The 26,374-nt window shown below is 44.8% G+C and carries 25 protein-coding genes, 1 pseudogene and 1 riboswitch; of the genes and pseudogenes, 21 read left to right on the top strand and 5 right to left on the bottom strand.

From position 1 onward, the window contains the following. Positions 1-117: 117 nt before the first annotated feature. Complete coding sequence (locus LSG31_RS03475) at positions 118-1,170, bottom strand: peptidase MA family metallohydrolase (RefSeq protein WP_347438019.1); 1,053 nt, start codon at positions 1,168-1,170, stop codon at positions 118-120. Positions 1,171-1,379: 209 nt separating this feature from the next. Here LSG31_RS03475 and LSG31_RS03470 point away from each other — a divergent pair, with 209 nt between their 5' ends. Together LSG31_RS03470 and LSG31_RS03465 are read left to right on the top strand one after the other, a co-directional pair. Beyond that, on the top strand, positions 1,380-2,015 hold the full coding sequence (locus LSG31_RS03470; protein ID WP_347438018.1) for a spore coat protein: 636 nt from the start codon (positions 1,380-1,382) through the stop codon (positions 2,013-2,015). A gap of 124 nt (positions 2,016-2,139) precedes the next feature. Beyond that, positions 2,140-3,135: a ketoacyl-ACP synthase III gene (locus tag LSG31_RS03465; protein ID WP_347438017.1), complete on the top strand. Its 996-nt coding sequence runs from the start codon at positions 2,140-2,142 to the stop codon at positions 3,133-3,135. A 127-nt stretch (positions 3,136-3,262) separates the two neighbouring features. On the opposite strand, the gene LSG31_RS03460 is transcribed toward LSG31_RS03465, so the two are convergent. Next, positions 3,263-4,600, bottom strand: coding sequence for a sigma 54-interacting transcriptional regulator (locus LSG31_RS03460; RefSeq protein ID WP_347438016.1), 1,338 nt, complete (start codon positions 4,598-4,600; stop codon positions 3,263-3,265). 368 nt (positions 4,601-4,968) lie between these two features. On the opposite strand from LSG31_RS03460, the gene LSG31_RS03455 reads away from it, so the two are divergent. The 6 genes from LSG31_RS03455 (at position 4,969) to nadE (ending at position 10,523) form a co-directional block, all read left to right on the top strand. Further along, positions 4,969-6,141, top strand: a complete 1,173-nt coding sequence (locus tag LSG31_RS03455; protein ID WP_347438015.1) for a branched-chain amino acid ABC transporter substrate-binding protein — start codon at positions 4,969-4,971, stop codon at positions 6,139-6,141. 87 nt (positions 6,142-6,228) lie between these two features. After that, positions 6,229-7,122 (top strand): branched-chain amino acid ABC transporter permease, encoded by an 894-nt coding sequence (locus LSG31_RS03450; protein WP_347438014.1) that lies wholly within the window; start codon positions 6,229-6,231, stop codon positions 7,120-7,122. 3 nt (positions 7,123-7,125) lie between these two features. Beyond that, a complete protein-coding gene (locus LSG31_RS03445; protein ID WP_347438013.1) occupies positions 7,126-8,112 on the top strand; it encodes a branched-chain amino acid ABC transporter permease in 987 nt (328 codons plus the stop codon). Positions 8,113-8,123: 11 nt separating this feature from the next. Then, a complete protein-coding gene (locus LSG31_RS03440; RefSeq protein ID WP_347438012.1) occupies positions 8,124-8,897 on the top strand; it encodes an ABC transporter ATP-binding protein in 774 nt (257 codons plus the stop codon). After that, positions 8,894-9,613 (top strand): ABC transporter ATP-binding protein, encoded by a 720-nt coding sequence (locus LSG31_RS03435; RefSeq protein WP_347438011.1) that lies wholly within the window; start codon positions 8,894-8,896, stop codon positions 9,611-9,613. Before LSG31_RS03440 ends, LSG31_RS03435 begins: the two co-directional genes overlap by 4 nt. Positions 9,614-9,692: 79 nt before the next feature. Beyond that, positions 9,693-10,523, top strand: coding sequence for an NAD(+) synthase (gene nadE, locus LSG31_RS03430; RefSeq protein WP_347438010.1), 831 nt, complete (start codon positions 9,693-9,695; stop codon positions 10,521-10,523). 69 nt (positions 10,524-10,592) lie between these two features. On the opposite strand, the gene LSG31_RS03425 is transcribed toward nadE, so the two are convergent. Further along, positions 10,593-11,699, bottom strand: a complete 1,107-nt coding sequence (locus LSG31_RS03425; protein WP_347438009.1) for an ATP-binding protein — start codon at positions 11,697-11,699, stop codon at positions 10,593-10,595. Positions 11,700-12,228: 529 nt separating this feature from the next. Beyond that, positions 12,229-12,387 (bottom strand): annotated as a pseudogene (locus LSG31_RS23250) (MFS transporter); the annotation flags it as partial. Between the two features lie 159 nt (positions 12,388-12,546). Here LSG31_RS23250 and LSG31_RS03415 point away from each other — a divergent pair. The 9 genes from LSG31_RS03415 (at position 12,547) to LSG31_RS03375 (ending at position 23,242) form a co-directional block, all read left to right on the top strand. After that, complete coding sequence (locus tag LSG31_RS03415) at positions 12,547-13,857, top strand: amidohydrolase (protein WP_347438007.1); 1,311 nt, start codon at positions 12,547-12,549, stop codon at positions 13,855-13,857. A gap of 18 nt (positions 13,858-13,875) precedes the next feature. Beyond that, positions 13,876-15,186 carry a helix-turn-helix domain-containing protein gene (locus LSG31_RS03410; protein ID WP_347438006.1) on the top strand — a complete coding sequence of 437 codons (1,311 nt, stop codon included), beginning with the start codon at positions 13,876-13,878 and terminating at the stop codon, positions 15,184-15,186. A 126-nt stretch (positions 15,187-15,312) separates the two neighbouring features. Beyond that, positions 15,313-16,545, top strand: coding sequence for a Zn-dependent hydrolase (locus LSG31_RS03405; protein ID WP_347438005.1), 1,233 nt, complete (start codon positions 15,313-15,315; stop codon positions 16,543-16,545). A 90-nt stretch (positions 16,546-16,635) separates the two neighbouring features. Beyond that, the gene (locus LSG31_RS03400) at positions 16,636-17,832 is read left to right on the top strand and encodes a M20 family metallopeptidase (RefSeq protein ID WP_347438004.1); all 1,197 of its coding nucleotides are present in this window, start codon (positions 16,636-16,638) and stop codon (positions 17,830-17,832) included. A 172-nt stretch (positions 17,833-18,004) separates the two neighbouring features. After that, a complete protein-coding gene (locus LSG31_RS03395; protein ID WP_347438003.1) occupies positions 18,005-18,205 on the top strand; it encodes a DUF3311 domain-containing protein in 201 nt (66 codons plus the stop codon). Beyond that, positions 18,202-19,680, top strand: a complete 1,479-nt coding sequence (locus LSG31_RS03390) for a sodium:solute symporter family protein (protein WP_347438002.1) — start codon at positions 18,202-18,204, stop codon at positions 19,678-19,680. The genes LSG31_RS03395 and LSG31_RS03390 overlap by 4 nt, the downstream gene beginning before the upstream one ends. A 194-nt stretch (positions 19,681-19,874) precedes the next feature. Next, a complete protein-coding gene (locus LSG31_RS03385; protein ID WP_347438001.1) occupies positions 19,875-20,708 on the top strand; it encodes a DMT family transporter in 834 nt (277 codons plus the stop codon). A gap of 354 nt (positions 20,709-21,062) precedes the next feature. Continuing rightward, entirely contained in the window at positions 21,063-22,757 is a 1,695-nt protein-coding gene (ilvB, locus tag LSG31_RS03380) for a biosynthetic-type acetolactate synthase large subunit (RefSeq protein WP_347438000.1), read from the top strand. Positions 22,758-23,062: 305 nt separating this feature from the next. Continuing rightward, on the top strand, positions 23,063-23,242 hold the full coding sequence (locus LSG31_RS03375; RefSeq protein WP_347437999.1) for a KOW motif-containing protein: 180 nt from the start codon (positions 23,063-23,065) through the stop codon (positions 23,240-23,242). Between the two features lie 124 nt (positions 23,243-23,366). On the opposite strand, the gene LSG31_RS03370 is transcribed toward LSG31_RS03375, so the two are convergent. After that, positions 23,367-23,711, bottom strand: coding sequence for a DUF192 domain-containing protein (locus LSG31_RS03370; RefSeq protein ID WP_347437998.1), 345 nt, complete (start codon positions 23,709-23,711; stop codon positions 23,367-23,369). A gap of 66 nt (positions 23,712-23,777) precedes the next feature. Continuing rightward, positions 23,778-23,865, top strand: a riboswitch (cyclic di-GMP riboswitch). Between the two features lie 131 nt (positions 23,866-23,996). On the opposite strand from LSG31_RS03370, the gene LSG31_RS03365 reads away from it, so the two are divergent. Genes LSG31_RS03365 through LSG31_RS03350 form a run of 4 tightly spaced genes read left to right on the top strand, consistent with a single transcriptional unit; the run spans position 23,997 to position 26,347 of the window. After that, positions 23,997-24,188 (top strand): Flp family type IVb pilin, encoded by a 192-nt coding sequence (locus LSG31_RS03365; RefSeq protein ID WP_347437997.1) that lies wholly within the window; start codon positions 23,997-23,999, stop codon positions 24,186-24,188. Between the two features lie 49 nt (positions 24,189-24,237). Then, entirely contained in the window at positions 24,238-24,909 is a 672-nt protein-coding gene (locus tag LSG31_RS03360) for an A24 family peptidase (protein ID WP_347437996.1), read from the top strand. Between the two features lie 35 nt (positions 24,910-24,944). Beyond that, a complete protein-coding gene (locus tag LSG31_RS03355; protein ID WP_347437995.1) occupies positions 24,945-25,325 on the top strand; it encodes a TadE/TadG family type IV pilus assembly protein in 381 nt (126 codons plus the stop codon). Positions 25,326-25,327: 2 nt separating this feature from the next. Then, positions 25,328-26,347, top strand: coding sequence for a Tad domain-containing protein (locus tag LSG31_RS03350; protein ID WP_347437994.1), 1,020 nt, complete (start codon positions 25,328-25,330; stop codon positions 26,345-26,347). The last annotated feature ends 27 nt before the right edge of the window (positions 26,348-26,374 follow it).

Genomic DNA, 26,374 nt, shown 5'->3' with positions numbered 1-26,374 from the left:
GAATATAAGAATATTATAAAAAATTTTTAAAGTTTGGTCAAGAAATTGTTACAAAATTGATGAATAAAAAATAAAATTATCGAAATTTGTCGAAAATCGAAATGAGAGTGTATCGACTTATTTCGTTAAATTTTGTAAAAAATCTTTTTCGAACATTTGAAACGATACTCCAAACACCGATTCGAACGTCTGATAGGTTTGTTTATAGGAATTCGTTGGATCGGAGTGAAGTAAAGCTTCCCATTTTGATTGGTGCAATCGATTTAAAAACTGATCGAATTTTGCACTGCCAAATCGCTGCTCCAGGTAGGTTACAGCCAGATAGTCCTGATATTCCACATTATAGTTTGCATGTAATATATCTTGTTCGTCGGCACTCAGCGGCAATAAACGATTTTCTTGATAAGCAGTGCGAATGGATTGTGCAATTTCCTTTTGCTGCATGCGTACTTCGAATGGATCTGCCAGTTGTTCTGCATTGAATCCTTCTTGCCATGCCAATCCTTCATTGAGCCAAATAGGAAGTTGATTGGCGATGCCAAGTTGCTGGATGGACACATGTGTCAATTCATGTGTCAGAATGTTAACCATTTCTACTTGGCTGTTTGTTTGATATAAAGGGATAAAAACAGTATTCCCGAATGCCACTCCGCCCGTTTCTTGCATCATCAAATGTGCATTCTTTACATCTACACCGGCTGAAATTAACGCATGCCGATACGTAGCCGGTTGTGAAAATAAGACAATTTCAACATTTGTCTGAAAGGGGTTGGTGACCGATTTTTCTAATGTAGGGATAGAATATTGGTTGATTTCCTTTTGCACATCGGCAACCGTTCGAACCGATACATTTGAATCACCTGCTTTTACTTGTAACCGTTGATCAACAGGGACATTTTGATTCGCATTTTGAACGCCTGGCAGCATTTGAACGTCTTGAGATATTTGTTGCATAAGTTGACTGAATTGCAAGTTTTGCAAGGGAATCTGCAATTGTGATGCGAGTTGTTGAATACCCGGCAAGAATTGATTGTTCCAAGCTTGCTGTATTCCCACAAATGGATTTTTTTTCTCCGAAACCGGATGATTCAAACTGTTGCGCTCAATTGCAGGGAATCCGATGTATGCGATCAGTCCAAGAAGCAGAAAAAATGTTAGCAACCGTTTCATCGACGCACCTCCAATATCGTCATATACCAAGATCCATGCAACTTATACCTATTGTACTTGAAAGTTATGGATTTCGTGTGAAAATGTTTGATTCAATAGTTGTTCAATATCTGGAAGGCGATAAAAACATTGCTTATCTTAACGTACATAGTTCTAACGCTTAACGAGCATACTATCTTTACCCTATGTATGGACAGGAGGAAATTCGTATGCCTTTTGGCGCACATGAATCAATGGAAACACATGAAATGCTGGAAGCGAAAATCTGTATGATCGATCATTTTTCTTTTTACGCTTCCCAGTGCCAGGATGAAACTTTACGAAATTTAATTCAAAATCATTTGCAACGTGTGATGCAGAGTTATAATCAACTTCTCACGTATACGCACAGTTATCAAGTAGCGAAACCGATGATGAACCAACAAGCATCCAATGTGTCCCCGAATCAAATCCAATATGGATTGCGCAGTCCGCAACAGGTTGCGCCACAGACCAATGTGCAATATTTCAATGATCGGCAAATCGCCGGTGCAATTTTATCAGCACATAAAAACTCAAGTAAAAACCACATGGCGGCAGCACTTGAATGTGCGGATCCCAATGTCCGCCAGATGATGATGAACGGTGCTGTCGAATGTTGCAATATGGCCTATGAAACATTCTTATATATGAATCAAAAAGGATATTACCAAGTGCCTACACTTGACAGTCATACTGCAAAAACGATGCTGCATCATTATCAACCGATGAATGCAATGCCACATGCAGGGAATCAAATGAACATGCCGATGAATGCTTCACAAGGTATGCCGCACTCGATTCCAATGAACCCGAATTATCAATAGAACATATGTTACGTAGTTTGCTTTAGACGTAAATAGCCGGAACAGTACAGGATCTGTTCCGGCTATATGTGTTCTCTTTTTACTGCAAAAGAAAGCTCGTTGGCGATCAATGGGGGATGATACAATGGTGCAAACATCGAAAGCTCGTATTACTGCATTAGGTGCGTATGTTCCGAAAAAACGGCTGACAAATCAAGAATTGGAAACGATGGTAGAAACAAATGATGAATGGATCGTTCAGAGGACTGGGATTCGGGAAAGGAGAATCGCAGGTTCTGACGAGTTTACAAGTGATTTGAGTATTGCTGCAGTTGAGAATTTAATGGAAACATCTGGGAAGTCCGTAGAAGATGTAGATTTTATTATCGTCGCTACAACGACGCCGGATTATCCCTTTCCTAGTGTCGCCAGCCGTATTCAGGCGAAATTTGGCATTGCAAATGCGGGCTCTGTAGACATTAGCGCAACGTGTGCTGGTTTCGCTTATGCGCTGCACATGGCAAATGGGCTAATAACTGCAGGATTGCATAAGAAAATCCTTGTGATTGGCGCAGAAACGTTATCGAAGACAACGGATTATACAGATCGTACTTCCTGTATTTTGTTCGGGGACGGGGCAGGAGCGGTATTGGTCGAATGGGATCCGGAAAACGCCAGCTTTCTTGCTTCACAGGTGGGAACTTTTGGGGAAGGCGGCGTGCATTTATACCGGTCAGGGCTTTCGCAAAAGATGGGAGACATCGATTTGGTCAAAACGGGATGCATTGTGCAAAATGGCAGAGAAGTATACAAGTGGGCTGTAACCACAGTGCCAAAAGAGATGAAAAACCTGGTGCAGAAAGCGGAAATGAATCTGACAGATATGGATTGGTTTGTCCCTCATAGTGCAAACTTGCGGATGATAGAGTCGATCTGTGAGAAAAGCGGGTTTCCCTTTGAACGAACATTGTATAGTTTAGAGTATTATGGAAATACATCATCTGCCACGATTCCACTTTCACTGCAAATAGGTGTTCAGGATGGGAAAATAAAAAACGGAGATACGTTGCTGCTCTATGGTTTTGGCGGCGGATTGGTGCATGCCGGAGTTGTTATAAAATGGAATCCGGATAAACGTTGAGCAACTTGTAAAGTATCTATAAAATACGGACTTCCCTACCTGATCCGGTGTTCGACGTTTGGTTTCCAAAATTTGATTTTTCACTTCGATTCAAATGGCGAAAGTACAATATCAGGTAGGGATATCTTCAACTCATATTGTATAGTTTCATTTTATAATATAGAGAGCCTCGCGATATTCCCAGAAGTCTGGCAGCATTTGCTTTATTTCCGTTGGTGCGTTTTAATGCCTCCCCGATCATTTTGCGTTCCATTTCTTCCGATAGATCCGTTAGTTGTTTTGATTCTTCGAAAAATTCAGATAAAGTTATCAAACGTAACGATTCAGGTAAATGTTCCAGAGTGATATCTGTCTCTTTTGCTTGAAGCATCAATCGTTCCATGACATTTTTAAATTCGTGAAGATTGCCAGGCCATTCATATGTGGCAAGTGCCGCAATCACATTTGTGGAAAGCCGGGGGATCGGTTTGCCAAGCTTGACAGACAGATCCTCCAGAAAATGAATGCCGAGTTCCGGGATATCTTCGATTCGGTCCTTTAAAGCCGGAATGGAAACAAGATGAAATGTATAATACAGTTCTTTCGAAAACGTGTCATCCTTTATATGATTCATCAGATTTGGATGAGAAGATGCAAGAATCCTGCATGTGAATGATATCGGTTTCATTCCGCCCACACGGAAAAACCGGCGATCGCGAATGGCGTTTGCCAAACGCACTTGAGTGGGCAGTGGCATGGCATGAATATTTTTGATATAAAGGATTCCATTTTGGGCGTGGTCAAGCTTTCCTTGTCGTTCACCAGACTGCATATCCGGTCGATGGACGTTTAAAAAATCTTCCTGATATCCAAATAACTCGGCATCCAGCAGTCCTGGCGGGAGCGCTTCGCAATTGAGTGTCAGAAAGGGATCTCCAGCGGAACCTAATGAATGCAGGAAATAGGCAAGTGCTTGTTTTCCTACGCCAGTCTCACCTAAGAAAAGGATTGGAACATTCAGTTTTGCCGTTTGTGTCAAATAATCCACTGTCTGTTTCATCTGTGCACTTCGTTGCACAATAAATGGTATCGAAATCTTTGGATTTTGCTTGCCGGGAGATTGAAACAGATCCTCACTCAGTTTTACTGTCGAAGTGATATTTTGCTCGACGGAAATCGCTCCGATCAATTCGGAGGAATCATTAAAAATGGGTGTGGCATTGATCAAGACATGTGTATCCGGCTGCGGTGTATGATAGACTTGAAACACTGGGCATCCGGTCTCCATTACTTGATAGAGCATGAGGGATCCTTTTTGAAAGAACTCCCCGATTCGTTTGCCGATAATCTGTTCCTTTGGAATCCCATACATGTGTTCTGCCGCCCGATTCCAAAATATGACTACTCCTTCACGGTTCACGCATGTAACCGCATCATTCACAAAATCCAATATGCCATTCAGGAAAGCCTTTTCATATTGGTGCAAAATGTTCACCCCTATTTCCGGAAACGTAAGTGTCAATCATGATCGCTTTTATACTTTTTACGATTACGAGAGTACGAATGCTCGTGTAAACTACAAGATTTGAATAATCTGTCTGCAATGTAAGAATTGCTCGTAAAAGAAATTTTATATATTGCTGAATTCAGGTATTTTAGTGTAAAATTGCGTTGAAGATGTCCACAAATTAGACAATTTTATATTCTGTGTTTAATTTTAAACATCTCTTGGAATTTTTTCAATCACTCTAGCAATCGTATTTTCAATCGCATGTTGAAATTTCAAGGATGTAAGGGATTGTTTGATGACGATTGCAAAAGGGATGAAAGAGAAGTCAAGAAGGGGGATCATGAATGAATAAAAATTGGAAAAAAGCAGGTGTAGCATTATCAATCGCATCTATGTTAACGCTTACAGCATGCAGCAATGGTTCTGCTGGGAGTTCCGGTTCTACTGCCGGGAGTGGCGGCAATAAAAGCGGGGATATCCTGATCGGTGTTCAGTCGCCGACGACCGGTTCCACTGCGAAAATGGGACAAGATATGAACAATGCCATTCAGTTGGCTACAGATGAAATCAATGCAAATGGCGGAATCAACGGCAAAAAGATCAAATTGACGTTTGCTGATGATGCCAGTGATCCGCAAACGGCAACAGCAGCAGCGAACAAGCTCGTATCCGAAGGTGTCGTTGCCGTCGTCGGCGGATATGCTTCCGGCGCTACGTTGCCGGCATCCGGCGTCTATCACAATGCCGGACTGCCAATGGTGGTAACGGCAGCGAACTCTGCAAAGATTCCCGCACAAGGCTATAATGACATTTTCCTGATTAACGGGACTACTGTTCATCAAGGAGAAGTCGCAGCGGATTATATGGTAGATAAATTGCACGGAAAACGCATTGCAATTATTGACGACAATTCTGCGTATGCAAAAGATTTGGCAGACCAAACGAAGAAAGCGGTAGAAAGCAAAGGTGCAAAAGTAGTCGACTTTGAAGCGGTGAACCCGGATGAGAAGGACTTCACAACACTTTTGACCAAGTTAAAAGGCCTAAAGCCGGATGCTACCTATTGGACTGCCTACTATGCGCAAGGCGGATTGTTGATTAAGCAATTCAAGCAATTGGGCGTTCCGGGTGCAATTGGAGTCGGCGACGGCGCCAACGACCCGACTTTGATCGATATTGCAGGAAAACAAGCGGCGGAAGGCACATTTGTGACGACACCTCCGACAGCCGAATTCTTGCCGGATGCCAAGAAGTTTATCAATGACTACAAAGCGAAATTCCATCAAGATCCGGGCCCTTATTCCGCACTTTCGTATGATGGCATGCGCTTATTGGCGGATGCGATCAAGCGTGCCGGATCGACCGATAAAAATGCAATTATCAAAGCGCTGCAAGACACGAATAATTTCAAGACGTTCGCCGGAGATGTGTCCTTTAAAAAGGACGGTACATTAAAGAAATCCAACTTTATCGTTCTTCTCGTGAAAAACGGGAAGTTTACATTGCCGCAACAATAAGCCTGAAATGCTTTTACGTTCATGGAATCCCGGGAGTTCCCCGGGATTCCGCGCACTTTCAATTTGTGAAAGAAGAGGAGAAGTTTCATGGATATGTTTATCCAGCAATTGACGAACGCGCTTGTCGTTGGTGCCTTTTACAGTTTGATTGCACTTGGTTATTCGATGGTGTACGGGATTATTCAATTATTGAACTTTGCACATGGCGATTTATATATGGTAGGTTCGTTCGTAGGATTTACTGTTTTGTCTCTGTTTTCCGGGCAACCGGGAATTCTTGGCGTAGCAGTGGCGTTTCTGGCTTCGATGCTTGTGGTCGGATTGCTGGGGATGGGTGTAGAGCGGATTGCATACCGACCGTTGCTGAAAGCATCTCGTCTTACCATTCTGATCACGGCTGTCGGCGTATCTCTTGTTCTGGAAAACGGCACGATGCTGTCGTATGGTCCAAGTTTTAAAGTCTACCCGTATCAACTGCCGACAACCGGGTTTCATATCGGCAATGCGACGATTACGTTTGCACAAATTGGTATTATTCTCATATCTCTTGTTTTAATGATCGGCTTACAAACGTTTGTGCACAAGACGTTGTACGGGAAAGCAATGCGGGCGATCGCCATTGACCAGACGGCAACTTCCCTGATGGGCATTCCGGTTAACCGCATTATCAGCATGACCTTTTTTATTGGTTCTGCTTTGGCTGCTGCTGCAGGCATGATGTCAGGACTCTATTATGGACAAATCAATTTCATGATGGGATTTATCGTCGGGTTAAAAGCATTTACTGCCGCAGTGATTGGCGGTATTGGCAGTATCCCCGGAGCGATGGTTGGAGGTTTGGCGCTTGGCATTCTGGAATCGCTCGGGACCATTTATCTCGGTAGCGAATGGAGAGATGTGTTCACGTTTGCCATATTGATTTTGATATTGGTTTTGAAACCAACAGGTTTATTAGGCGAAAAAACTACGGAGAGGATGTAGGACATGAGCAACATAGCAAATACATCGCAATCGAAAAAATCTCCGTTGATCCATAAAAAGCTTTCGAAATCATCCGTGATCGGTCTGCTTGTTTTATTAATCGTCTTGGCATTGTTCCCGCAAATCGTGAACAACTATTGGCTGGATGTTGCGACTATGGCGTTGTTTTATGTCGTCTTGGCATTAGGCTTAAATATCGTAGTGGGCATGGCCGGATTGCTTGACCTTGGTTATTCCGCGTTTTTTGCGATCGGTGCATATACAACGGGAATTCTTACGACACACTATCACGTTTCCTTTTGGATTACACTGATACTGGCAGGCATTTTTGCAGGACTGATGGGCATTGTGATCGGTGCTCCGACATTGCGTTTGCGCAGCGACTATTTGGCGATCGTAACACTCGGATTTGGCGAGATTATTCGCATTACGGCGACCAACCTGAGTATTACCGGTTCAGCTTCGGGGATTTATGGAATCCCGAGACCGCATATCGGGACATTTATCATGACTGATTTATCTGATTTTTACTATGCCATGCTGATTCTTTCCATTATTACCGTACTTGCCGTCAATCGCTTGGGGAATTCCCGGCTCGGAAGGGCCTGGAAGTATATTCGTGAAGATGAAGATGCGGCGGAAGCGATGGGTATCGATCGGGTGCGGATGAAATTGACTGCATATGCGTTAGGAGCGATGTTCGGAGGATTCGCCGGCGCGTTATTTGCAGTGAAAATGTCTGCCATCGCACCGGAGAGCTTTAATTTTATGCAATCGGTCATGATTTTATTGGCGATTGTACTTGGCGGCATTGGCAGAATTCCCGGCGTCGTCATCGGTGCTGCCATTGTGATTTTATTGCCGGAAGTATTAAGGGATTTTGCCAATTGGCGGTATTTGCTGTTTGGAATTGCACTTGTGCTGATGATGATTTTCCGACCGCAAGGTGTATGGGGAAGCCGTCGGGAAGTACAAGCGGATGAAAGTTAGGAGGTGCGGCAATGTCACTCGTTAAGATCAAACAATTAACATTGCAATTTGGGGGACTTACCGCCGTCAACGATTTGAGTTTTGAAATTCCCAGAGAAACGATCATGAGTGTCATTGGTCCGAATGGCGCTGGAAAAACATCCGTGTTTAACATGATTACCGGCTTTTATAAACCGACAAAAGGCGATATCGTATTTGACGGTACAAGTATCCTTGGAAAAAAACCAAGTATGATTACACAGATGGGCATGGCCCGCACGTTTCAAAACTTGCGTTTATTTCCTTCCTTGAACGTTTTGGAAAATGTCATGAGCGGTATGCACAGCAAAACAAAGCAGGGAATCATCGGTGCGTTATTCCATACGCCGGCACAAAAACGGGAAGAGCAGACCATTGTGGATGTCGCTTATGAATGCATGGAGTTTGTGGGAATCTCCTCCTATGCAGGGCGTACCGCAAAAAACCTTCCCTATGGGATTCAACGCTATGTGGAGATTGCCAGAGCTCTGGCGGCCCGTCCGAAATTATTGCTGCTCGACGAGCCGGCAGCCGGACTGAATATGAGTGAAAAACAGGATTTGATCCGTTTGATCCGAAAGATACAAAGGGATTTGAATATTTCCGTTTTATTGATCGAACATGACATGGGATTGGTAAACCAGGTATCCGATCATATCGTCGTATTGAATTATGGTCAAAAAATCGCCGCAGGAACACCGTCTGAAGTCATGAACAACCCAAAAGTGATCGAAGCTTACCTGGGAAGCGAGGATGAAGCGATATGAGTCATGTGTTGGAGCTCTCCCAAGTTGACGCATATTACGGCAAGATTCAGGCATTAAAAACAATCAGTCTGGAAGTGGGACAGGCAGAAATCGTCGCACTTTTGGGAAGCAATGGTGCAGGCAAAAGCACGACGTTAAAATCCATTTCCGGGCTTGTCCGTCCGAGGAATGGAAGCATTCGCTTTATGGGAGAGGATATCGGGAAATTGGCTCCACATGAAATCGTCGAGCGTGGAATCGTTCATGTACCGGAAGGCAGACATATTTTCGGCGGACTGACAGTCCGGGAAAATCTCGAATTGGGGAGTTTTACTAAGCGGAAAGACCATGTGTTCGTCAAACGTACATTGGAGCACGTATTTGACCTGTTTCCTCGTTTAAAAGAACGCGAACGCCAGAAAGCAGGCACACTCTCCGGCGGCGAGCAACAGATGGTTGCCATCGGCCGGGCAATCATGAGCGGTCCTAAGCTGCTCATGCTGGATGAGCCGTCGATGGGTCTGGCTCCCATTATAGTGCAAGAAATCATGAAAATTATTAAACGGATCAATGCAGAAGGCACCCCCATTTTATTGGTTGAGCAAAATGCCAAGGCAGCGTTAAAATTGGCGCACAAAGGTTATGTTATGGAAACCGGTCAAATTACCATGCAGGACAGTGCGGAAAAATTGCGACAAGACGACAGCATTGTGAAGGCGTATCTGGCCTATCATTAATGCAGCCACTCCGTTGGAGTGGTTTTTTTATTGCAGTTTCATGTAAAATATGGAGAAGGTGTGAAAGGAGATGGACTTTATGGAACATTTGCAAAAACAAATTATTGAAACACTGGGAGTGCAGCCGAAAATTGATCCGAAAGCAGAAATTCGAAAGCGTGTGGATCTGCTCAAGGGTTATGTAAAGAAAACTGGTTTGAAAGGCTATGTATTAGGTTTGTCTGGCGGACAAGATTCCACATTAAGCGGCAAATTGGCACAATTGGCGATTGATGAACTCAACAATGAAATGGAAGAAAAAGCATATCAATTCATCGCGATGCGTTTGCCATATGGTTTGCAAAAGGATGAAGCAGATGCACAGGATGCGATTCGTTTTATCAACCCGGCAAAAGTCGTCACGATCAACATCAAACCGGCTGTCGATGCATCCTACGCTTCCTTTGAACAAGCAACCGGAGATGTGCTAAGTGATTTCTTAAAAGGGAACATGAAAGCAAGAGAACGCATGAAGGCACAGTATGACATAGCTGCACAGTATCATTTGCTTGTCATTGGCACAGATCATGCGGCGGAAGCAATCACGGGATTTTTCACGAAGCATGGGGATGGGGCTTGTGATATTACGCCGATCTATGGGCTGAATAAACGTCAAGGCAAGCATATGCTGCAGGAACTCGGCTGCCCTCCGCATCTCTATTTAAAAAAGCCGACAGCTGATTTGGAAGATATGAAACCGGGTTTACCAGATGAAGAAGCACTTGGATTTACATATGAGAATATTGATGATTATCTGGAAGGCAAAGAAATTGATGCTCAAATTGCAGAATTGATTGAGAAACGGTACATTGCCACAGAACATAAGCGCAGACCGCCGGTAACCGTATTTGATACCTGGTGGAAAGAATAAAGATATGTGGGAATCACACAAAGCGGGTAGAAATAAACGAAAGCCCCCTGTGAATGAGGGGCTTTCGTTCTAAGCGGTCGGTGTGTTTAAACAAGAGGATTCCTGATAGACCGGCAAATCGATATCGATTGTCGTTCCTTTTCCAAGCTCGCTTTTAAACTGCATCGTACCTTGGTGATCCTGGATAATTTTTTGGCAAATCATCAACCCTAATCCTGTACCCTTTTCTTTTGTCGTGTAAAAGGGTTCGCCCAATTTTGCAATCTGCTCGGCGGGAATACCGCAACCTTGATCGATCAAGCGAACACGGATGTAATCGGATCCGGCCGCCTCTGCTGTAATCGTCAATTCACCGCCGTTTGGCATGGCTTCAAAGGCGTTTTTTATTAAATTGATAAATACTTGCTTGAGCTGATTTTCATCACAATATAAATTCGGCAAGTCCTCTGAAATGGAAAGATTGATATGGACGCGATGTTTTACCGCTTGGATATTCATCAGCAATACGGTTGTTTCAAGAATCGCCTGAATGTTCATGATTGAAAACATGACGGTTTTTTGCGGCTTCGCAACGGAAAGCAACTCTGTGACAATCGAGTCAATCCGGTTTATTTCCGATAAAATCATGTCAAAGGATTGGCATTGTTGTCCTGTCTCTGCTTGCATCAGCTTGATCGTCCATTTAATGGCGGCAAGCGGGTTGCGGATCTCGTGAGCAATGCCGGATGCCATCTGTCCGACGGCGGCGATTTTATCCGATCTGCGCAAATATTCTTCGGTCATTTTTCGTTCCGTTATATCGATACGGAAGGAGACATATTGATATGGTTTTCCCTCTGCATTTAAACATGGGACAATGGTCGTATCCATCCAATAAAAGGTTCCGTCTTTTGCCTTGTTGCGAATTTCTCCGCGCCAAATCTTTCCGTTGGCAATCGTCCTCCACATATTGCGGAAAAAATCTTTCGAATGCAATCCGGAATTGATAATTCGGTGATTTTGACCCAAAAGCTCATGTTTCGAGTACTTGGATATTTTGCAAAATTTCTCGTTTGCAAAAGTGATCGTACCCTTTTGGTCAGTAATTGCAACAATTAGGGATTCATCAAGTGCAGTATTTATATCTGCCAATTCTTTTATTGCTGTTTGCAGCGTTCTTAAATTTTCTTTAAGCATTCATCCCGCTCCCTTTGGATTAGGGTGATATATTATATGAAATAGTACAAATGGACTATTGAAATTCAATTCATTCTCACTATATCATAAAAAGCTAATGTTGTTTATGGAAATTTTTTTGTGCATTTGTTAGCAAAACAGAAGATTTTGTCGATTTTTGTCAAATTAAATGATCAGTATAATCAGACAAACAAGTTTTCGCGGATGTTTAAAAGGCTTGAGCACTTTTCACAGATCGGGATACGGCAAATAAATAAACGGATGAACCGAAAGCGAGAATCAGAAAACAGCCGATCATCCCAACAATCCCGTTCCAGCCAAAATGACTCCAAAACAATCCGCCCACTGTACCGATTACACTGGAACCCAAATAGTAGAAAAACAAATAACAAGAATTTTGACATACAGGTAAGGATGCAAAGAAAGACATGCGCCTGCGAACATGATGCCAATGGCTAGCCATAGAACTTGATGACGCCCGTGCCGATCGGCTAATTTTCCCATCCACGCAGAACTGAAGGAGCCGACAAGATAAACTGGCAACTGCCGGGGAAATATGAAATTGTTCTGAAAATATCGGCATTAATGGTTGTGTGCTGTATAAAATTGCAAATGTCGCAAATCCACCGGCGAATAACGCCAGAATTGCTTTCCGAAAACCAGGAGTTCCTTGTTTCAAATACTCCACATTAAATCCTTCTTTCCAAACAATTATTTCGAATGCCATAATATTTACTATATCAAACTATAGCAAAAAAACGGTGAGATGGAATTGGTGATTTTCTAGCAGGATACATTCAGGTATCCTGAATAAGAGCGGCACGTAGATCTGGAAGGAGAAGGAGACATGCGAGAAATCATTGCAAAGGAAGTTGAAGCAGTACAACAACAGATCGTCAATTGGAGAAGAGAGATTCATCGGCACCCGGAAATCGGCTGGACAGAATATCAAACAACGGCAAAAGTGGCAGATATTTTAGAGGAACTTGGAATGCATGTACAAATGGGTGCGGAAGTGATTGCGCCTGCAGCGCGCATGGGAGTTCCGGAAGAAAAAATACTGGATGCGGCAAGAAAGCATGCTCGTGAAAATGGAGTAAGTGAAGCACGTTTGGAGCAAATGGGGAACGGTCTTACCGGTGTGGTGGGTACATACGATACGGGTCGACCAGGTCCGACGATTGCATTTCGTTTTGATATGGATGCATTGCAAGTACGAGAGGCGGAACATGCCGGCCATATTCCTGCGGTGCAGGGATTTCGTTCCGAGTATGAAGGTTCCATGCACGCCTGCGGTCATGACGGACATACTGCGATCGGCCTTGGATTGGCAATGGTATTAATGAAACTCAGAGATTCTTTAACGGGGACGTTCAAACTGATTTTTCAACCGGCGGAAGAAGGGTGTCGTGGCGCAAAGGCGATGGTGGAAGCTAGCGTCGTGGATGGCGTGGATTATTTTTTTGCGTGCCATTTAGGAGTGACTGCGCGAAACAACAGGCAAATTGCCTGTGGCGTAACGGAATTTTTGGCTTCGACAAAAATTGATGTAGAATTGGAAGGGGTACCTGCACATGCTGCATTGGCGCCACATGAAGGAAGAAGCGCATTGCTGGCTGCTGCTACAATCGCATTGCAACTGCATGGGATCCCTCGCCATGGCGAGGGGATATCCCGGATCAACGTAGGGATTCTGGAAGCGGGTGAAGGACGAAACATCGTTCCGGCATTTGCCCGATTGCAGCTCGAAACACGCGGGGAAACGAATGAAATCAATCAGTTTATGACAGATGAAGCGATTCGTATCATTCGATCTGCCGCCCAAATGTATCAGGTTCAGGAACATATTCACATTGTTGGACAAGGGATATCTGCAACGTGTGATCAGGAATTGATTGATTTGGTTTCCGCTGTTGCCAGCCACTGGGATTCCGATTTGAAAGTTGTGCCAACACTGCCTTTCCGGGCTTCCGAAGATGCTACCTATCTTATGGAAGCAGTGCAAAAGCAGGGCGGCAAGGCTACGTATCTATTGATCGGCACGGAATTGGCGGCAGGACACCATAATTTTTCCTTTGATTTTCAGGAAGAATCGCTACAGACTGCTGTTGCATTATTTGCGAATGTGATGTATCGCTTAGCCGGGAAGAATATGTAGGAAAGAAGGGATGATTGCATGCACATTGGTGTGTTTGGAGCCGATGATTCTGTTGCAGTGATCCGGAGCATCCTGGAAGATTACAAAGAAATATCCTATATCCCGATTATTTATGATACGGAGGATACGGTTGTTGACCGTTTGCGGCCGCATTTGGATCAAGTGGATATGTGGTTGTTCTCAGGACAAGTTCCATATACCATTGCGAAAAAATGGGGGGGAATAAAAGTTCCGGTGTTTTATGTTCCATCGACCGGATCCAGTCTGTACAAGATTTTGCTGCATATTGCACACGAGCAGGGATTGCGAATGGATCAAATGAGTTTTGATACTTTCCGCCCCATTGAGATCGAGAGAATTATTCAAGAAGCCCAATTGGATCTCTCATCGCCCCTCTACTTAAAGCATTATGAAGGAGAGATTGCGGCAGATGTATTGGCAAGCTATCACTATGAGCTTTGGCAGTCCGGCAAAACCAAAGCTGCCGTTACATGCCTGCGGACAGCACATATCGCTTTGGAGCAGTTGGGGGTGCCTGTGTATCGTGTATTGCCGACAAGGGCTGCTGTAGAAGCAACGCTGCATCTCATGTTTCGTACACGAGAAATGTTGCGGTTTAAAGACTCGCAAATTGCCGTTCAAATGATTTTGGTGGACTCGTTCTTTGGCATGGCGAAAGACAGTTTTTCAACGGATGAAATTTATAAAATGGAGATGAAAGTAACGGAAAAACTCCTGCAATATAGCAAAAGTATACATGGGTCATTAAAAATGGCAGGGCCTGGGCGTTATGTCATATTTACAACCCGCGGATTGCTGCGGGAAATGACGAATGATTTCACGGAGAAACCGATTCTGGAAGATATACAACCATTGAAATACGAGGATATTACGTGCGGGATCGGAATTGGCAATACGGCATACCAAGCGGAAATTCACGCTGGCAAGGCGCTATTGCAGGCAAAAGAATTTGGAAAAGGTTCATGGTTTATTTTTCATGAGAATAAAACAATAGTAGGTCCCCTTGGGGAAACCTGGCAGATCGAATTTTCCACTGTGGATAAAAATTTGGAAGCGATCGGCAAGGAAACATCATTAAGCACCGCCACACTCAGCAAATTGCTTTCCATAGCAAAGAAAATCGGACATTCGGACATCACTGCACATGAACTCGCACAATACATGCAAATTCAGCCGCGCAGCGCCCGCAGAATTTTGATGGAGCTGGAAAAGCATGGTTTGGTTCGCCTGGTAGCCGAAGAACGTCCGCATCCGAGAGGGCGGCCGCGCAAGGTATATCAATTGAATTTTGATAAAAAATCAGAATAATTGCCCGTGAATAAATTTTCTAAAAAATATATCTACTCAAAACGTATGTTTTAAGGTATATTAAGGACATACCCTAAAATCAACCGAAAATAAGAGCAGCAATAGCAAAAAAAAGGGGGGGAAGATGTGATTGATCAGGAACGTCTGTGGCAGCGGATACATCAGTTAGCCGAGATCGGAAAGCTGGAGTCTGGCGGAATTACGAGATTATCCTTCAGCAGAGAAGAAAGAAAGGCAAAAGATTTGGTCGGATCGTTTATGCAAGAGGTGGGTCTTCATGTGTATGAAGATGCGGTTGGCAATTTGATCGGCCGCAAACAAGGCAAGATCCCGGATGCGCCCGTCCTTTTGATCGGATCCCATATCGATTCTGTCTATAATGGCGGCAATTTTGACGGACCGCTGGGTGTCCTTGGCGGCATTGAGGTTTTGCAAACGATGCGGGACCGTGAGATCGTCACAGATCATCCCATTGAAGTGATTGCATTTACGGACGAAGAAGGCGCCCGTTTCAGTTTTGGCATGATTGGCAGTCGTGGACTTGCGGGAACATTGCGGCAAGAGCATTTGCAGGCACAGGATAAACAAGGCGCGACAATTGCAGAAGCCATGCGGGAGAACGGATTCGATCCAGGGGCCATCGGTCAGGCGGCGCGGTCGAAAGATTCTGTAAAAGCATATGTCGAACTGCATATTGAACAGGGGAAAATATTGGAGAATACAGGGTTGTCTGTCGGCGTTGTCAGCGGCATTGCAGGCCCGCTTTGGCTGAAATTCAAACTCGCTGGCGAAGCGGGACATGCAGGTACGACGCCCATGAATCTGCGCCGGGATGCGCTGGCTGCAGCGGCGCAACTGTTCCAGGCCATTGAAACAGAAGCCGGCAGGACGGGAAGTACGGTCGGTACGGTTGGCCAGTTGCAGTTGTTTCCCGGAGGAATCAACATCATACCAGGGGAAGTGGAGTTTACCCTTGATTTGCGGGATGTGAATGAATCTGTGCGAAATCAGGTGGAACAAGCGATTCGCGAGCAGGCAGAAGCGATCTGCAACGAGCGGGGCATCGGGTTGCAGATTGCCGAGCTGCAGCGGGTTCCTCCGGTTCACTGCTCGGATATGGTGCAATCCGCCATTCGTGACGCTTGTGCAACACTTGGACTTGCGACGACGACTTTGTCCAGCGGTGCAGGCCACGACGGTATGCAATTGAAGGATCTATGTCCGGTTGGCATGATTTTTGCCCGCTCCAAAGACGGGATCAGTCATAATCCGGCAGAATGGACCAGCAAAGAGGATTGCGCTGCAGGTGTCGATGTTCTGTATCATACCGTTTTACATCTGGCAAAATACGACGGATGATAGAAATCGTATGAGAGAAGAAGTGTAAGAAAAGCAGGATAAGAGAAGCAGGATGAGAGAAACATAGAATGCAAGAAAGAGGGGATAGACATGCAACAAACCCAACCAAATCGGGATCAGATGAATCAATTGGTTGATTCGGTCAAGGAACAAGTGATTCAATGGCGCCGCTATTTGCATCAAAATCCGGAATTATCGTTCCATGAAGAAAAAACGGCGCAATTTGTGTACGATACCCTTTCTTCCTTTGGCAATCTGGAGTTGTCGCGTCCGACGCAGACCAGCGTAATGGCTCGCTTAATCGGAAAACAGCCGGGGAAAGTGTTGGCGATTCGCGCCGATATGGACGCACTGCCGATCGAGGAAGACAATACGTTTGCATTTGTTTCACAGAATCCGGGTGTCATGCATGCATGTGGACATGATGGGCATACGGCCATGTTGCTGGGGACGGCTAAAGTTTTATCTGCACTGAAAGATGACATTCAGGGAGAAGTTCGCTTTTTGTTTCAACATGCAGAGGAGTTATGTCCCGGCGGTGCGGAAGAAATGGTGCAGGCTGGTGTCATGGAAGGCGTGGATATCGTGATCGGCACACACCTCTGGGCGCCGATGGAGATTGGCAAAATCGGCGTTTGCTACGGTGCGATGATGGCGTCTCCCGATACGTTCTGGATCACGATAAACGGCAAAGGCGGCCATGCGGCATTGCCCCATCAGACGATCGACAGCATTGCAATCGGCGCACAAGTCGTCACGAATTTGCAGCATATCGTCGCCCGCAATACAGATCCTTTGGATAATATCGTTGTTTCTGTCACGCAATTTAATGGCGGGTCTGCACATAACGTCATTCCGGATTCTGTCGAGATGTGCGGCACCGTTCGCAGCTTCGATGCGAAATTGCGAGAGTCGGTTCCGGTGTTGATGGAACGGGTGATCAAAGGCCTTACAGAAGCACATGGAGCTGAGTATGTGTTCAAATATGAGTTTGGGTATCGCCCTGTCGTCAATGACGAACAGGTAACTCGAGTCATAGAGGCAACCGTGCGGGAAGTGTTTGGGGAAGAAGCTCTTGATTTGATGAAACCGAATATGGGCGGCGAAGATTTTTCAGCGTTTCAGCAAAAAGCGCCGGGGGCCTATTTCTATGTAGGAGCAGGCAATGCGGACAAAGGAATCGTCTATCCGCATCACCATCCGCGCTTTACGATTGATGAGGATGCGCTGGAAAAAGGCGTGAAAATGTTCGTCGCTAGTACATTCAAGTTTTTATCCGATAACTGACCATAAGGAAACGCTGATGAGGATGCGCCGGAAACTGTGCTGCAAGCGGAAAAACGCCACATGTATTCGAGTCATACAGCGGAATCGAGCGGAGAGTTGTCTCCGCTTTATCAGGAATTATCAAAACACTTCATATTTTTGTAATTTTTAAATAAAAGGCAGGGGGATCAAGATGAAATTAAAGTATATTCTTGCATTGCTTCCGTTTATCGGAATCTTGGTCGGTGTTCCTTTCGTCAACACGGTCAAGCCGTATGTGTTCGGACTTCCTTTCTTATTGTTTTATATCGTGCTATGGGTCGTTTTGACTTCTGTCGTCATGGGGATCATTTACAAGCTGGATCCGACTAATAAGAAGGAGGAAGTTTCATGAACATTGCACTTGTCATTATCTTCTTGTTTCTTTTGATTTCCTTGTTCCTCGGCGTTCGGGCACGCAGAGGAAAGGACATGAACCTGGAGCAGTGGTCAGTCGGCGGGCGCGGTTTTGGGACAATTTTTGTATTCCTGCTGATGGCCGGGGAAATCTATACAACATTTACGTTTCTCGGCGGCAGTGGTTGGGCGTATGGCAAAGGCGGTCCGACGTTCTATATTCTCTCCTATGGCTGTTTGGCGTATATTCTTTCCTACTGGCTTTTGCCGGCTATCTGGAAATATGCCAAAGAGAAGAAATTGATGTCGCAGTCAGATTTTTTTGCCAGTAAATATCAAAGCAAAGCGTTGGGAATTTTGGTCGCGATTGTCGGCGTAATCGCCATGATTCCGTATCTGGTCCTGCAATTAAAAGGATTGGGATCAATCGTATCGGAAGCTTCCTATGGCACGATTTCACCGAATGCAGCGATATGGATCGGCGTGATCGCTGTCACCATTTATGTATCGATTTCCGGGATACATGGTTCTGCCTGGACAGCCGTTTTAAAAGATATCATGATTCTTGGTGTCGTCGTCTTTATGGGAATCTATATTCCGATTCATTACTATGGTGGCTATCAACCGATGTTTGAGGCCATCGACAAAGCAAAACCCGGGTTCCTGGTGCTGCCAAATAAAGGACTCAGTCCATCCTGGTTTGTTTCAACCGTGTTGTTGACAGCACTCGGATTTTACATGTGGCCGCATACATTCGGTTCCATCTATTCGGCGCAAAATCATAAAGTATTTCGGAAAAATGCAATGATTCTGCCGCTCTATCAATTGATTCTATTGTTCGTGTTTTTTGTAGGATTTGCCGCTGTGCTGAAAGTGCCTGGACTGCAGGGAGCAGCCGGCGACCTTTCTTTACTGAAATTGTCCAAACAAACATTTGATCCGTGGTTTGTCGGTGTGATCGGCGCAGCGGGGATCCTGACGGCCCTTGTCCCTGGTTCGATGCTGTTGATGGCCGCATCTACATTGATCGCAAAAAATATCTATCAGGCGCTGGTGCCGACAGCGACAGATGCGCAAGTGTCCAAATTGGCAAAATCATTGGTTCCAGTCGTTGCATTGGTTGCATTGTACTTTACGTTCCAAGGCGGTCAGGCAATCGTCATGTTGTTATTGATGGGATATAGCTTGGTGACACAGTTATTTCCGGCCATGGTATGCAGCTTGTCAAAACAAAATTTTGTAACCAAACAAGGGGCGATTTGCGGAATCCTGGCAGGTGTACTCACCGTTGCCTATACGACGATCGCAAATACGTCCATAGGGAAACTATTCCCAACGTTCCCGCAACAAATAAAAGATTTGAATATTGGGATTGTGGCAATGATTGTCAATGTGGTTGTGTTAGTCGTTGTGAGTCTGATCACCAAAAACCAGCGCATGTCAAGTTCCGATCAATTGCTGAAAAACGCTTAAATAGATTCCTGTGTCAACGCGGGACAGCGGGATTGAATGTCTTGGAATGCAGGATTGAATGTCTTGGAAGTATAGATGGAAACGCATTTGCTATATGCGAACCATAGACGAAGCTTAGTATTCACAGATCGCCATACGTGAATACTAATTTTTTTTGTACAATAAATTGTTTTCTTTAGAAAGTGGGGATTGGAATGTTCGTACTGTCTTTGATCAGTTCATTATTGAATGCGGTCAATGCCATTTATGCGAAAAAAATTATTCTCGACATTCGGGATAACAACAGCTTTATGGTCATCACATTTGCCATTGTCGCGGTGCTGTTGGGCGTATCCATGCCGTGGGAATATTCCTTTCACGTGACGCTCCATTCTTTGCTGTTGCTGATTCTCGTGATTGCTTTAGATACGACTGCCAATGTTCTCTTTTTCAAGACAATGGAGAGAATTGAAGTATCGATATTGGCCGCTTATTCTGCCTTAACACCGTTATTTACCTATGTAGTGGACAGTTTTTTTGTTGGTTTTGATCTTCATATCCTCATTTCGGTCGTCATTATTGTTTGCGGCATCTATTTGTTAAATATAAAAGGGAAAAATCCGTTGACACCACTCATAGAGTTGAAGAATCCGGGGAATCTATTGGGCTTGGCAACTGCGATGGTCTACGGTGTCAGTATGGTTCCAACCCAACAACTGCTGTTGCATGATATCAATCCTCCGACAATGTACATGTTTCGGGCGAGCGGGATCGCGCTCGTTATTTTTCTCTTGTATCGGCCGAAGCTTTGGTTTCCGCGGCAAATGGCACACCTGTCGTTGCGTTCCTTGTCTGTGATCGGACAATGGTTGTGTTTGTTTACGGCATTGCGCCTGGCCAATGGAACACTTGTAGTCGCTCTCTCGTATACATCTCCATTGTTTGCAATTTTTCTCGCCAGATTCATATTTCAGGAAAAGATTACATGGGGGAAAATCGCTGCCAGCACCATTACCATTCTGGGTATCTTATCGATTCGCCTGTTGTGAAATCGCAGCAAGATTTACAGGAAACCAAGGGAAGCCTTCATGGAAAGATACCATGCATGGTAAGACATCATTGAAAGACATCATGGGAAGGACAATATCGGAGATGACGCAGGGACCGTTTTGAAAGAAAAGGAGTCTATGTATGGTGGAAGAGAATGAAAATTCATAGAATTGACAAGAATTTTGTGATCATTCTCACAACAAGGTGTGTGCCAAGGTATAGAATAATCAATAAGTTAGGAAAGGGTGAGACGATTTTATAGAAGGGATTGGTTCAAAAATCGGATATAAAATCGGATATATTTTTGAAGAATATTTTTGGACTTCCTTTGAAAAGGGTGGGTGAGAAGAGCCATGCTGGCGGAACAACAGCAAGCAACCAAATTGCGTTCAGGTGCGGAAATTTTACTTGACTGTTTGCTTGATGAACAGGTCGAAACATTGTTCGGATATCCAGGCGGAGCTGTTTTACCCATTTATGATGCGCTATATCATTATCCGCAAATCCGTCATATTTTGACGCGCCATGAACAAGCGGCCGTTCATGCGGCAGACGGATTTGCAAGAGTAACGGGTAAAACGGGAGTTGTGTTGGTGACTTCGGGACCGGGAGCAACAAATACGGTAACAGGGATTGCCAATGCGTATATGGATTCCGTACCGTTGGTTATTATTACCGGACAAGTGCCGGAGAATATGATTGGACGGGACAGTTTTCAGGAAGTAGACATTTATGGAATTACCATGCCGATTACAAAACACAATTATTTGATCAATGATGTAAACGAATTGGCGACAGTTGTAAAAGAAGCGTTTTATATCGCAAATAGCGGACGAAAAGGGCCTGTATTAATCGATATTCCGAAGAATATCATGACGGCGCAGACTGATGCAGAGATTCCGGAGCAAGTCAAAATTCGCGGATACCGCGGGAAACCGCCTGTGTCGCAGCGAATGGTTGAACGAATGGCAGCGCGCATCCAGCATGCCAGAAAACCGGTGTTTTTAATTGGCGGTGGCGTGATCGGGGCGAATGCAAGCGAAATATTTCGGCAGTTAGTGGAGCAAACGCAGATCCCGGTCGTATCGACAATGATGGGAATTGGCGCATTTCCCACTCGCCATCCCCTTTTCCTCGGCATGTTGGGAATGCATGGTACGTTTGCAGCAAATAAAGCGGTGCATCAAGCCGATCTTCTTATTGCTTTGGGCGTTCGTTTTAGTGACCGGGTGATGGGCAAAGCAAAATCCTTCTCACCGGAATCGTACAAAATTCATGTAGACGTCGATGCGTCAGAGTTAAACAAAAATATCAAAATCGATTTGCCGATTACGGCAGATATTCAGGATGTTCTGCTCGCATTGCAAAAGTACCCATTGCATGTCGATACGGATGAGTGGGTCGAACTGACGACACATTGGCAAAAAAAAGTTCCGCGATTTGACCGTTCGAATAGCCAGCTCAAACCCCAATCGGTGATTCAACTGCTGGATGCGGCAACGGAAGGGAATGGAATTGTCGTTACGGATGTTGGCCAGCATCAAATTTGGACGATTCATAATTATGCATTTGCAGAGCCGCGATCCTTGCTCACATCCGCCGGCCTTGGCACAATGGGCTACGGATTGCCGGCAGCGATTGGCGCCGCATTTGCCGCACCGAATCGCCAAGTGATTTGTATCAGCGGGGATGGCAGTTTTCAAATGAATCTGCAAGAACTCATGACAGTCGTCGATCATCAACTGCCGATCAAGATTGCAATTTTGAACAACGGGTATTTGGGAATGGTGCGGCAGTGGCAAGAGTTGTTTTTTGAAAACCGGTATTCATCTGTAAAAATATCCTCTCCGGATTTTGTGACGCTTGCCAAGTCCTATGGCATCACAGGATTGCGGGCACATTCCTATGAGCAGGCAAAAGCAATCATTCAGACAGCCATGTCGATCGATGGTCCGGTACTGATGGAGTTTGATGTGGCGGAAGAAGAGAATGTATATCCCATGGTGCCGCCGGGTGGAGAAAACCATGAAATGATCTTGCCTGAATAGACAAGACCCGAATAGGCAAGAAATGTCCGTTTCCCGATGTGAGCAAGGATTGCGCAAGTAGATCTATTTGCATATGGAATCAAGTAAAATGGTAAAACATTTCGTAGTTGTACGAAATGTTTTTTCTTTGTTTAAGGAATGATGAAAATTACAAAATATTTTAAACAAAAACGTAATTTTCTAACCAAATTTGTATATTTTTGATATAATCAACTATTATAGAACAGTTAAATCTGTTATATAAAGCATATCAACAAGAGAACATTCGACACATACAACATTGGAATCGATGGGAGGCGCTTACCGTGAAAAATCGTTTTTTTATCGGCGAAAATGTAAGAGTGAAAAATGGGAGCCATGCAGGGCAAAAAGGCATTGTCAAAAATGCGGATTACGGATTCCGATTTGGCTGGACATATACCGTTCAGTTGCAAAACGGAGAAAAGAAAGTATTTTGGGAATCGGACTTGACGATGAGCCTATAGACTCAGGGAAGAATTCCTTTTCAAACTGTTACATGATCAGGAAAGCAGCCGTTTAAAATTCCTCCGGGGACAATGGCAAGACATCCGGTTCGACATTCAGCGCACAGTCTCTTTTCCATCATTTTCAGTATTGGAATTCTAGCAGGGCGTTACGCGTCAATCGGTATTTTTGAATTGTCCCTGCCGGCAGCTCCAATGTTGTATAGGCGGATGGGACTGGCAGAATGATGCGCCACGGCTGTAAAGATTCGCACAAGTGAACGATTCGCATGGAACGATCCAAAAACAGGACATCAATGGGAAACAACATAAAAAACGTGTGGATGGAGTTGCATGGGGAAAGCAGCATGGCCTCATTTATGAACGACCGTCGGAACATCAGCCCTCGCAAACGGGACAAAAAGGTGCGGCTGACTACAAGTTTATAAGAAATTTGAATTGTCTGTGAATTTTTTTGGAAAGTTATCATTTTCCCTCGTATTATTGAAAAAATAGTGGAAAATCTTTTATGCCATGGTATAATAATAGCAACAAACAACCGAAAAGGCAAACCTTTAGAAATATAGGGGCGCAAAACTATAGGGGCTAAGTGGACAATGTCTATATGCCAGCCAGTTGCCGAAGATATGCACGGACATCATTGGATTTTCGCTTGCTATTCTGATGCTGCTCTTCGGAATAGCTTTTTTGCTTTCTAGGTGATTTCAAACGGAAGATCGGTTGTTTGAAACATCGGTACAGGAGGCAGATCGAAATGATTCGCAAAATGCGCAATTTGGTTGTCGCTGAAGAGGGTCAAGGTTTGACAGAGTACGGATTAATTCTTGGTTTGATCGCAATTGCCGTTGTCGCCATACTCGGGACGATGGGAGGAAAACTAAATTCGATTTTCCAAAACATTGTTTCCAATTTGAATGGCAGCAGCGGAAGCAGTTCCGGACAATAAAGACAATTCAGGCATACTTTTTGAGCATCCTTATAAAGATGCTCCTTATGTGGAACAGACATGCCTGAAATATGCGGCACACGCAAAAATCAGCCCCGACTTTCTTGGTAAAGCGGGGCTGATTTCTAATACGAATGAAATGTGCCGTGAAGAAAATATTGATTCAGGTTCTTGTCCGAAAGGGAAAGCGGGTTTGGATCGTATGGTGGAGGATTGGATCGTCGGAATTGTGTCGCTGATTTCATTGGCAACTGACTTGCGCTTCAGAAAAATCTTCAATGTCGTCACATATCCTGTCATGCTGGCGGGATTGATCGTTGAGGCATTCCGAAACGGATGGAGCGGCTTTTTGTATAGTGGAGAAGGACTTGTATTGGGAATTGGGCTTCTTCTTATTCCATTTCTCATGAACGGCATGGGAGCCGGCGATGTAAAACTGCTGGGGGCCATAGGCGCATTAAAGGGGGCGGCGTTTACCTTTTCTGCTTTTCTTTATATTTGTATTGCAGGCGGTGTCATAGCTTGTATTCTGTTGATTGCAAAAGGCCAATGGAAACCGTTCATCGGCCGCATGGCGCTCGCTGTCGGGCTGTTTTCCGTGGCAAAAGATTCGTTTCAATTGCTCGACCAGAAGCCGATTGATTCAAAATTTCCCTATGCGCTGCCGATCGTCATCGGAGTCAGTGCAGCATATATGATTGGCAGGATACATGGAGTGTAACAGGAAACAAAGAGAATTTTACACAGGTGGTTCCTATGAGATCCCAAAGTGGACAAGCGACAGTCGAACTGGCGTTAAGCTTAACGGTTTTGATATTCCTATTATTCGGCATGGTGGACTTTGGCCGGGTTTTTTATGCGTATTTGGTGATGGATCATGCAGGGCGTGAGGCTGCACGGGCGGCGAGTTTGGGGGATACGGATACAGAGATTGACCAAGTGGTGCAAGCAAACACCGACACGCTGACAGATTCAACTGTATCGATAGCGATTACGCCTGATCAATCGCAACGAGTCAGCGGTTCGTATGTAACGGTCACACTGAATTCTTCGATTCCTATTCTTACGCCGATTATGGCCAGTATCCTTGCAAACCCCTTCCCCATTACAACAAAAACTGTCATGCGGGTTGAGTAACGATGAGACGGGAAACAAGGAGATGCAGGTACAATGTCTGCCGGTTGCTGCGCAAGTGTGTGTGCCGTTGCCAACATCCCGGTGCAATTTTCAAGTGGAGATCGGGCCGCCGGAGATGGAGCCGCAAGGAAGAGGGCACTGTCATTATCATTGTGGCTTTGATGATGACAGCACTTTTAGGGTTTGCCGCACTTGTCATCGATGGTGGACGGTTATTCCTTGAACAGTCGAAACTGCAAAAAGCATTGGATGCGGCTGTTCTTGCAGGCGCACAAGATCTGCCTTTGTATCCGGATCAGGCAAAGCAGGATGCCATGCAAACGATGCAAGCAAATCAGATAACGGCAGATCAAGTAACGATTTCCTTCAATACGCAAAACACGTATATGAAAATAACAGCTGCGGTCAATGAGACGTTGACATTTGCACACGCATTGGGATTTTCCGACACGCCCATCCAAAGTACGGCAGCTGTACAACTGAATCCGCTTGCTGCAGCGACACATGTCATACCTTTAGGAGTAAACGCATCGACTCCGCTATCCTACGGCAGTCCTGTGGAATTAAAAACGGGGGATTCCAGCTATGGGAATTTCGGCGCATTGGCGCTTTCCGGCCCAGGTGCCAACAATTATCGTGAGGATTTGACAAACGGCTATAGCGGTACGATTTCCATTGGGGATGTATTGGGTACACAGACGGGGAATATCGTAGGCCCCACGATCGATGCGATACAATCACGCATCGCTTCCTGTCCCTACAATGGCAGCGCTACGTATTACGACTATCCCAACGGCTGCCCGTTAGTAGTTTTGGTGCCTGTCTATCAACCGCTGAATCGTTCGGGAAATCAAGTGAAGCAAGTGAAAGTTGTGGGATTTGCGACATTTTTCATCGAAAGTGTCGGGTCTTCCAATCAAAATGCAGTTGTGACAGGAAGATTTTTGCAAAGAGCAACAATCGGTTCTGTTGCATCCGATCAAAGCGACTATGGAACATACGGATACAAACTCGTTCAGTGAATAATCCAAGTGGGGAAGCATTGGTGT

This window comes from Fodinisporobacter ferrooxydans, assembly GCF_022818495.1.
In the GTDB taxonomy this organism is placed as follows: Bacteria; Bacillota; Bacilli; order Tumebacillales; family MYW30-H2; genus Fodinisporobacter; species Fodinisporobacter ferrooxydans.
The sequence above is the reverse complement of the archived record's forward strand: the minus strand, read 5'-3'. Positions and strand labels throughout refer to the sequence as shown.

Coding starts and splice junctions, on each gene's coding strand:
- LSG31_RS03475 (WP_347438019.1), bottom strand. CDS start 1,170: ATGAAACGGTTGCTAACATTTTTTCTGCTTCTTGGACTGATCGCATAC.
- LSG31_RS03470 (WP_347438018.1), top strand. CDS start 1,380: ATGCCTTTTGGCGCACATGAATCAATGGAAACACATGAAATGCTGGAA.
- LSG31_RS03465 (WP_347438017.1), top strand. CDS start 2,140: ATGGTGCAAACATCGAAAGCTCGTATTACTGCATTAGGTGCGTATGTT.
- LSG31_RS03455 (WP_347438015.1), top strand. CDS start 4,969: ATGAATAAAAATTGGAAAAAAGCAGGTGTAGCATTATCAATCGCATCT.
- LSG31_RS03450 (WP_347438014.1), top strand. CDS start 6,229: ATGGATATGTTTATCCAGCAATTGACGAACGCGCTTGTCGTTGGTGCC.
- LSG31_RS03445 (WP_347438013.1), top strand. CDS start 7,126: ATGAGCAACATAGCAAATACATCGCAATCGAAAAAATCTCCGTTGATC.
- LSG31_RS03440 (WP_347438012.1), top strand. CDS start 8,124: ATGTCACTCGTTAAGATCAAACAATTAACATTGCAATTTGGGGGACTT.
- LSG31_RS03435 (WP_347438011.1), top strand. CDS start 8,894: ATGAGTCATGTGTTGGAGCTCTCCCAAGTTGACGCATATTACGGCAAG.
- nadE (WP_347438010.1), top strand. CDS start 9,693: ATGGAACATTTGCAAAAACAAATTATTGAAACACTGGGAGTGCAGCCG.
- LSG31_RS03425 (WP_347438009.1), bottom strand. CDS start 11,699: ATGCTTAAAGAAAATTTAAGAACGCTGCAAACAGCAATAAAAGAATTG.
- LSG31_RS03415 (WP_347438007.1), top strand. CDS start 12,547: ATGCGAGAAATCATTGCAAAGGAAGTTGAAGCAGTACAACAACAGATC.
- LSG31_RS03410 (WP_347438006.1), top strand. CDS start 13,876: ATGCACATTGGTGTGTTTGGAGCCGATGATTCTGTTGCAGTGATCCGG.
- LSG31_RS03400 (WP_347438004.1), top strand. CDS start 16,636: ATGCAACAAACCCAACCAAATCGGGATCAGATGAATCAATTGGTTGAT.
- LSG31_RS03395 (WP_347438003.1), top strand. CDS start 18,005: ATGAAATTAAAGTATATTCTTGCATTGCTTCCGTTTATCGGAATCTTG.
- LSG31_RS03390 (WP_347438002.1), top strand. CDS start 18,202: ATGAACATTGCACTTGTCATTATCTTCTTGTTTCTTTTGATTTCCTTG.
- LSG31_RS03385 (WP_347438001.1), top strand. CDS start 19,875: ATGTTCGTACTGTCTTTGATCAGTTCATTATTGAATGCGGTCAATGCC.
- ilvB (WP_347438000.1), top strand. CDS start 21,063: ATGCTGGCGGAACAACAGCAAGCAACCAAATTGCGTTCAGGTGCGGAA.
- LSG31_RS03370 (WP_347437998.1), bottom strand. CDS start 23,711: ATGATAACTTTCCAAAAAAATTCACAGACAATTCAAATTTCTTATAAA.
- LSG31_RS03365 (WP_347437997.1), top strand. CDS start 23,997: ATGATTCGCAAAATGCGCAATTTGGTTGTCGCTGAAGAGGGTCAAGGT.
- LSG31_RS03355 (WP_347437995.1), top strand. CDS start 24,945: ATGAGATCCCAAAGTGGACAAGCGACAGTCGAACTGGCGTTAAGCTTA.
- LSG31_RS03350 (WP_347437994.1), top strand. CDS start 25,328: ATGAGACGGGAAACAAGGAGATGCAGGTACAATGTCTGCCGGTTGCTG.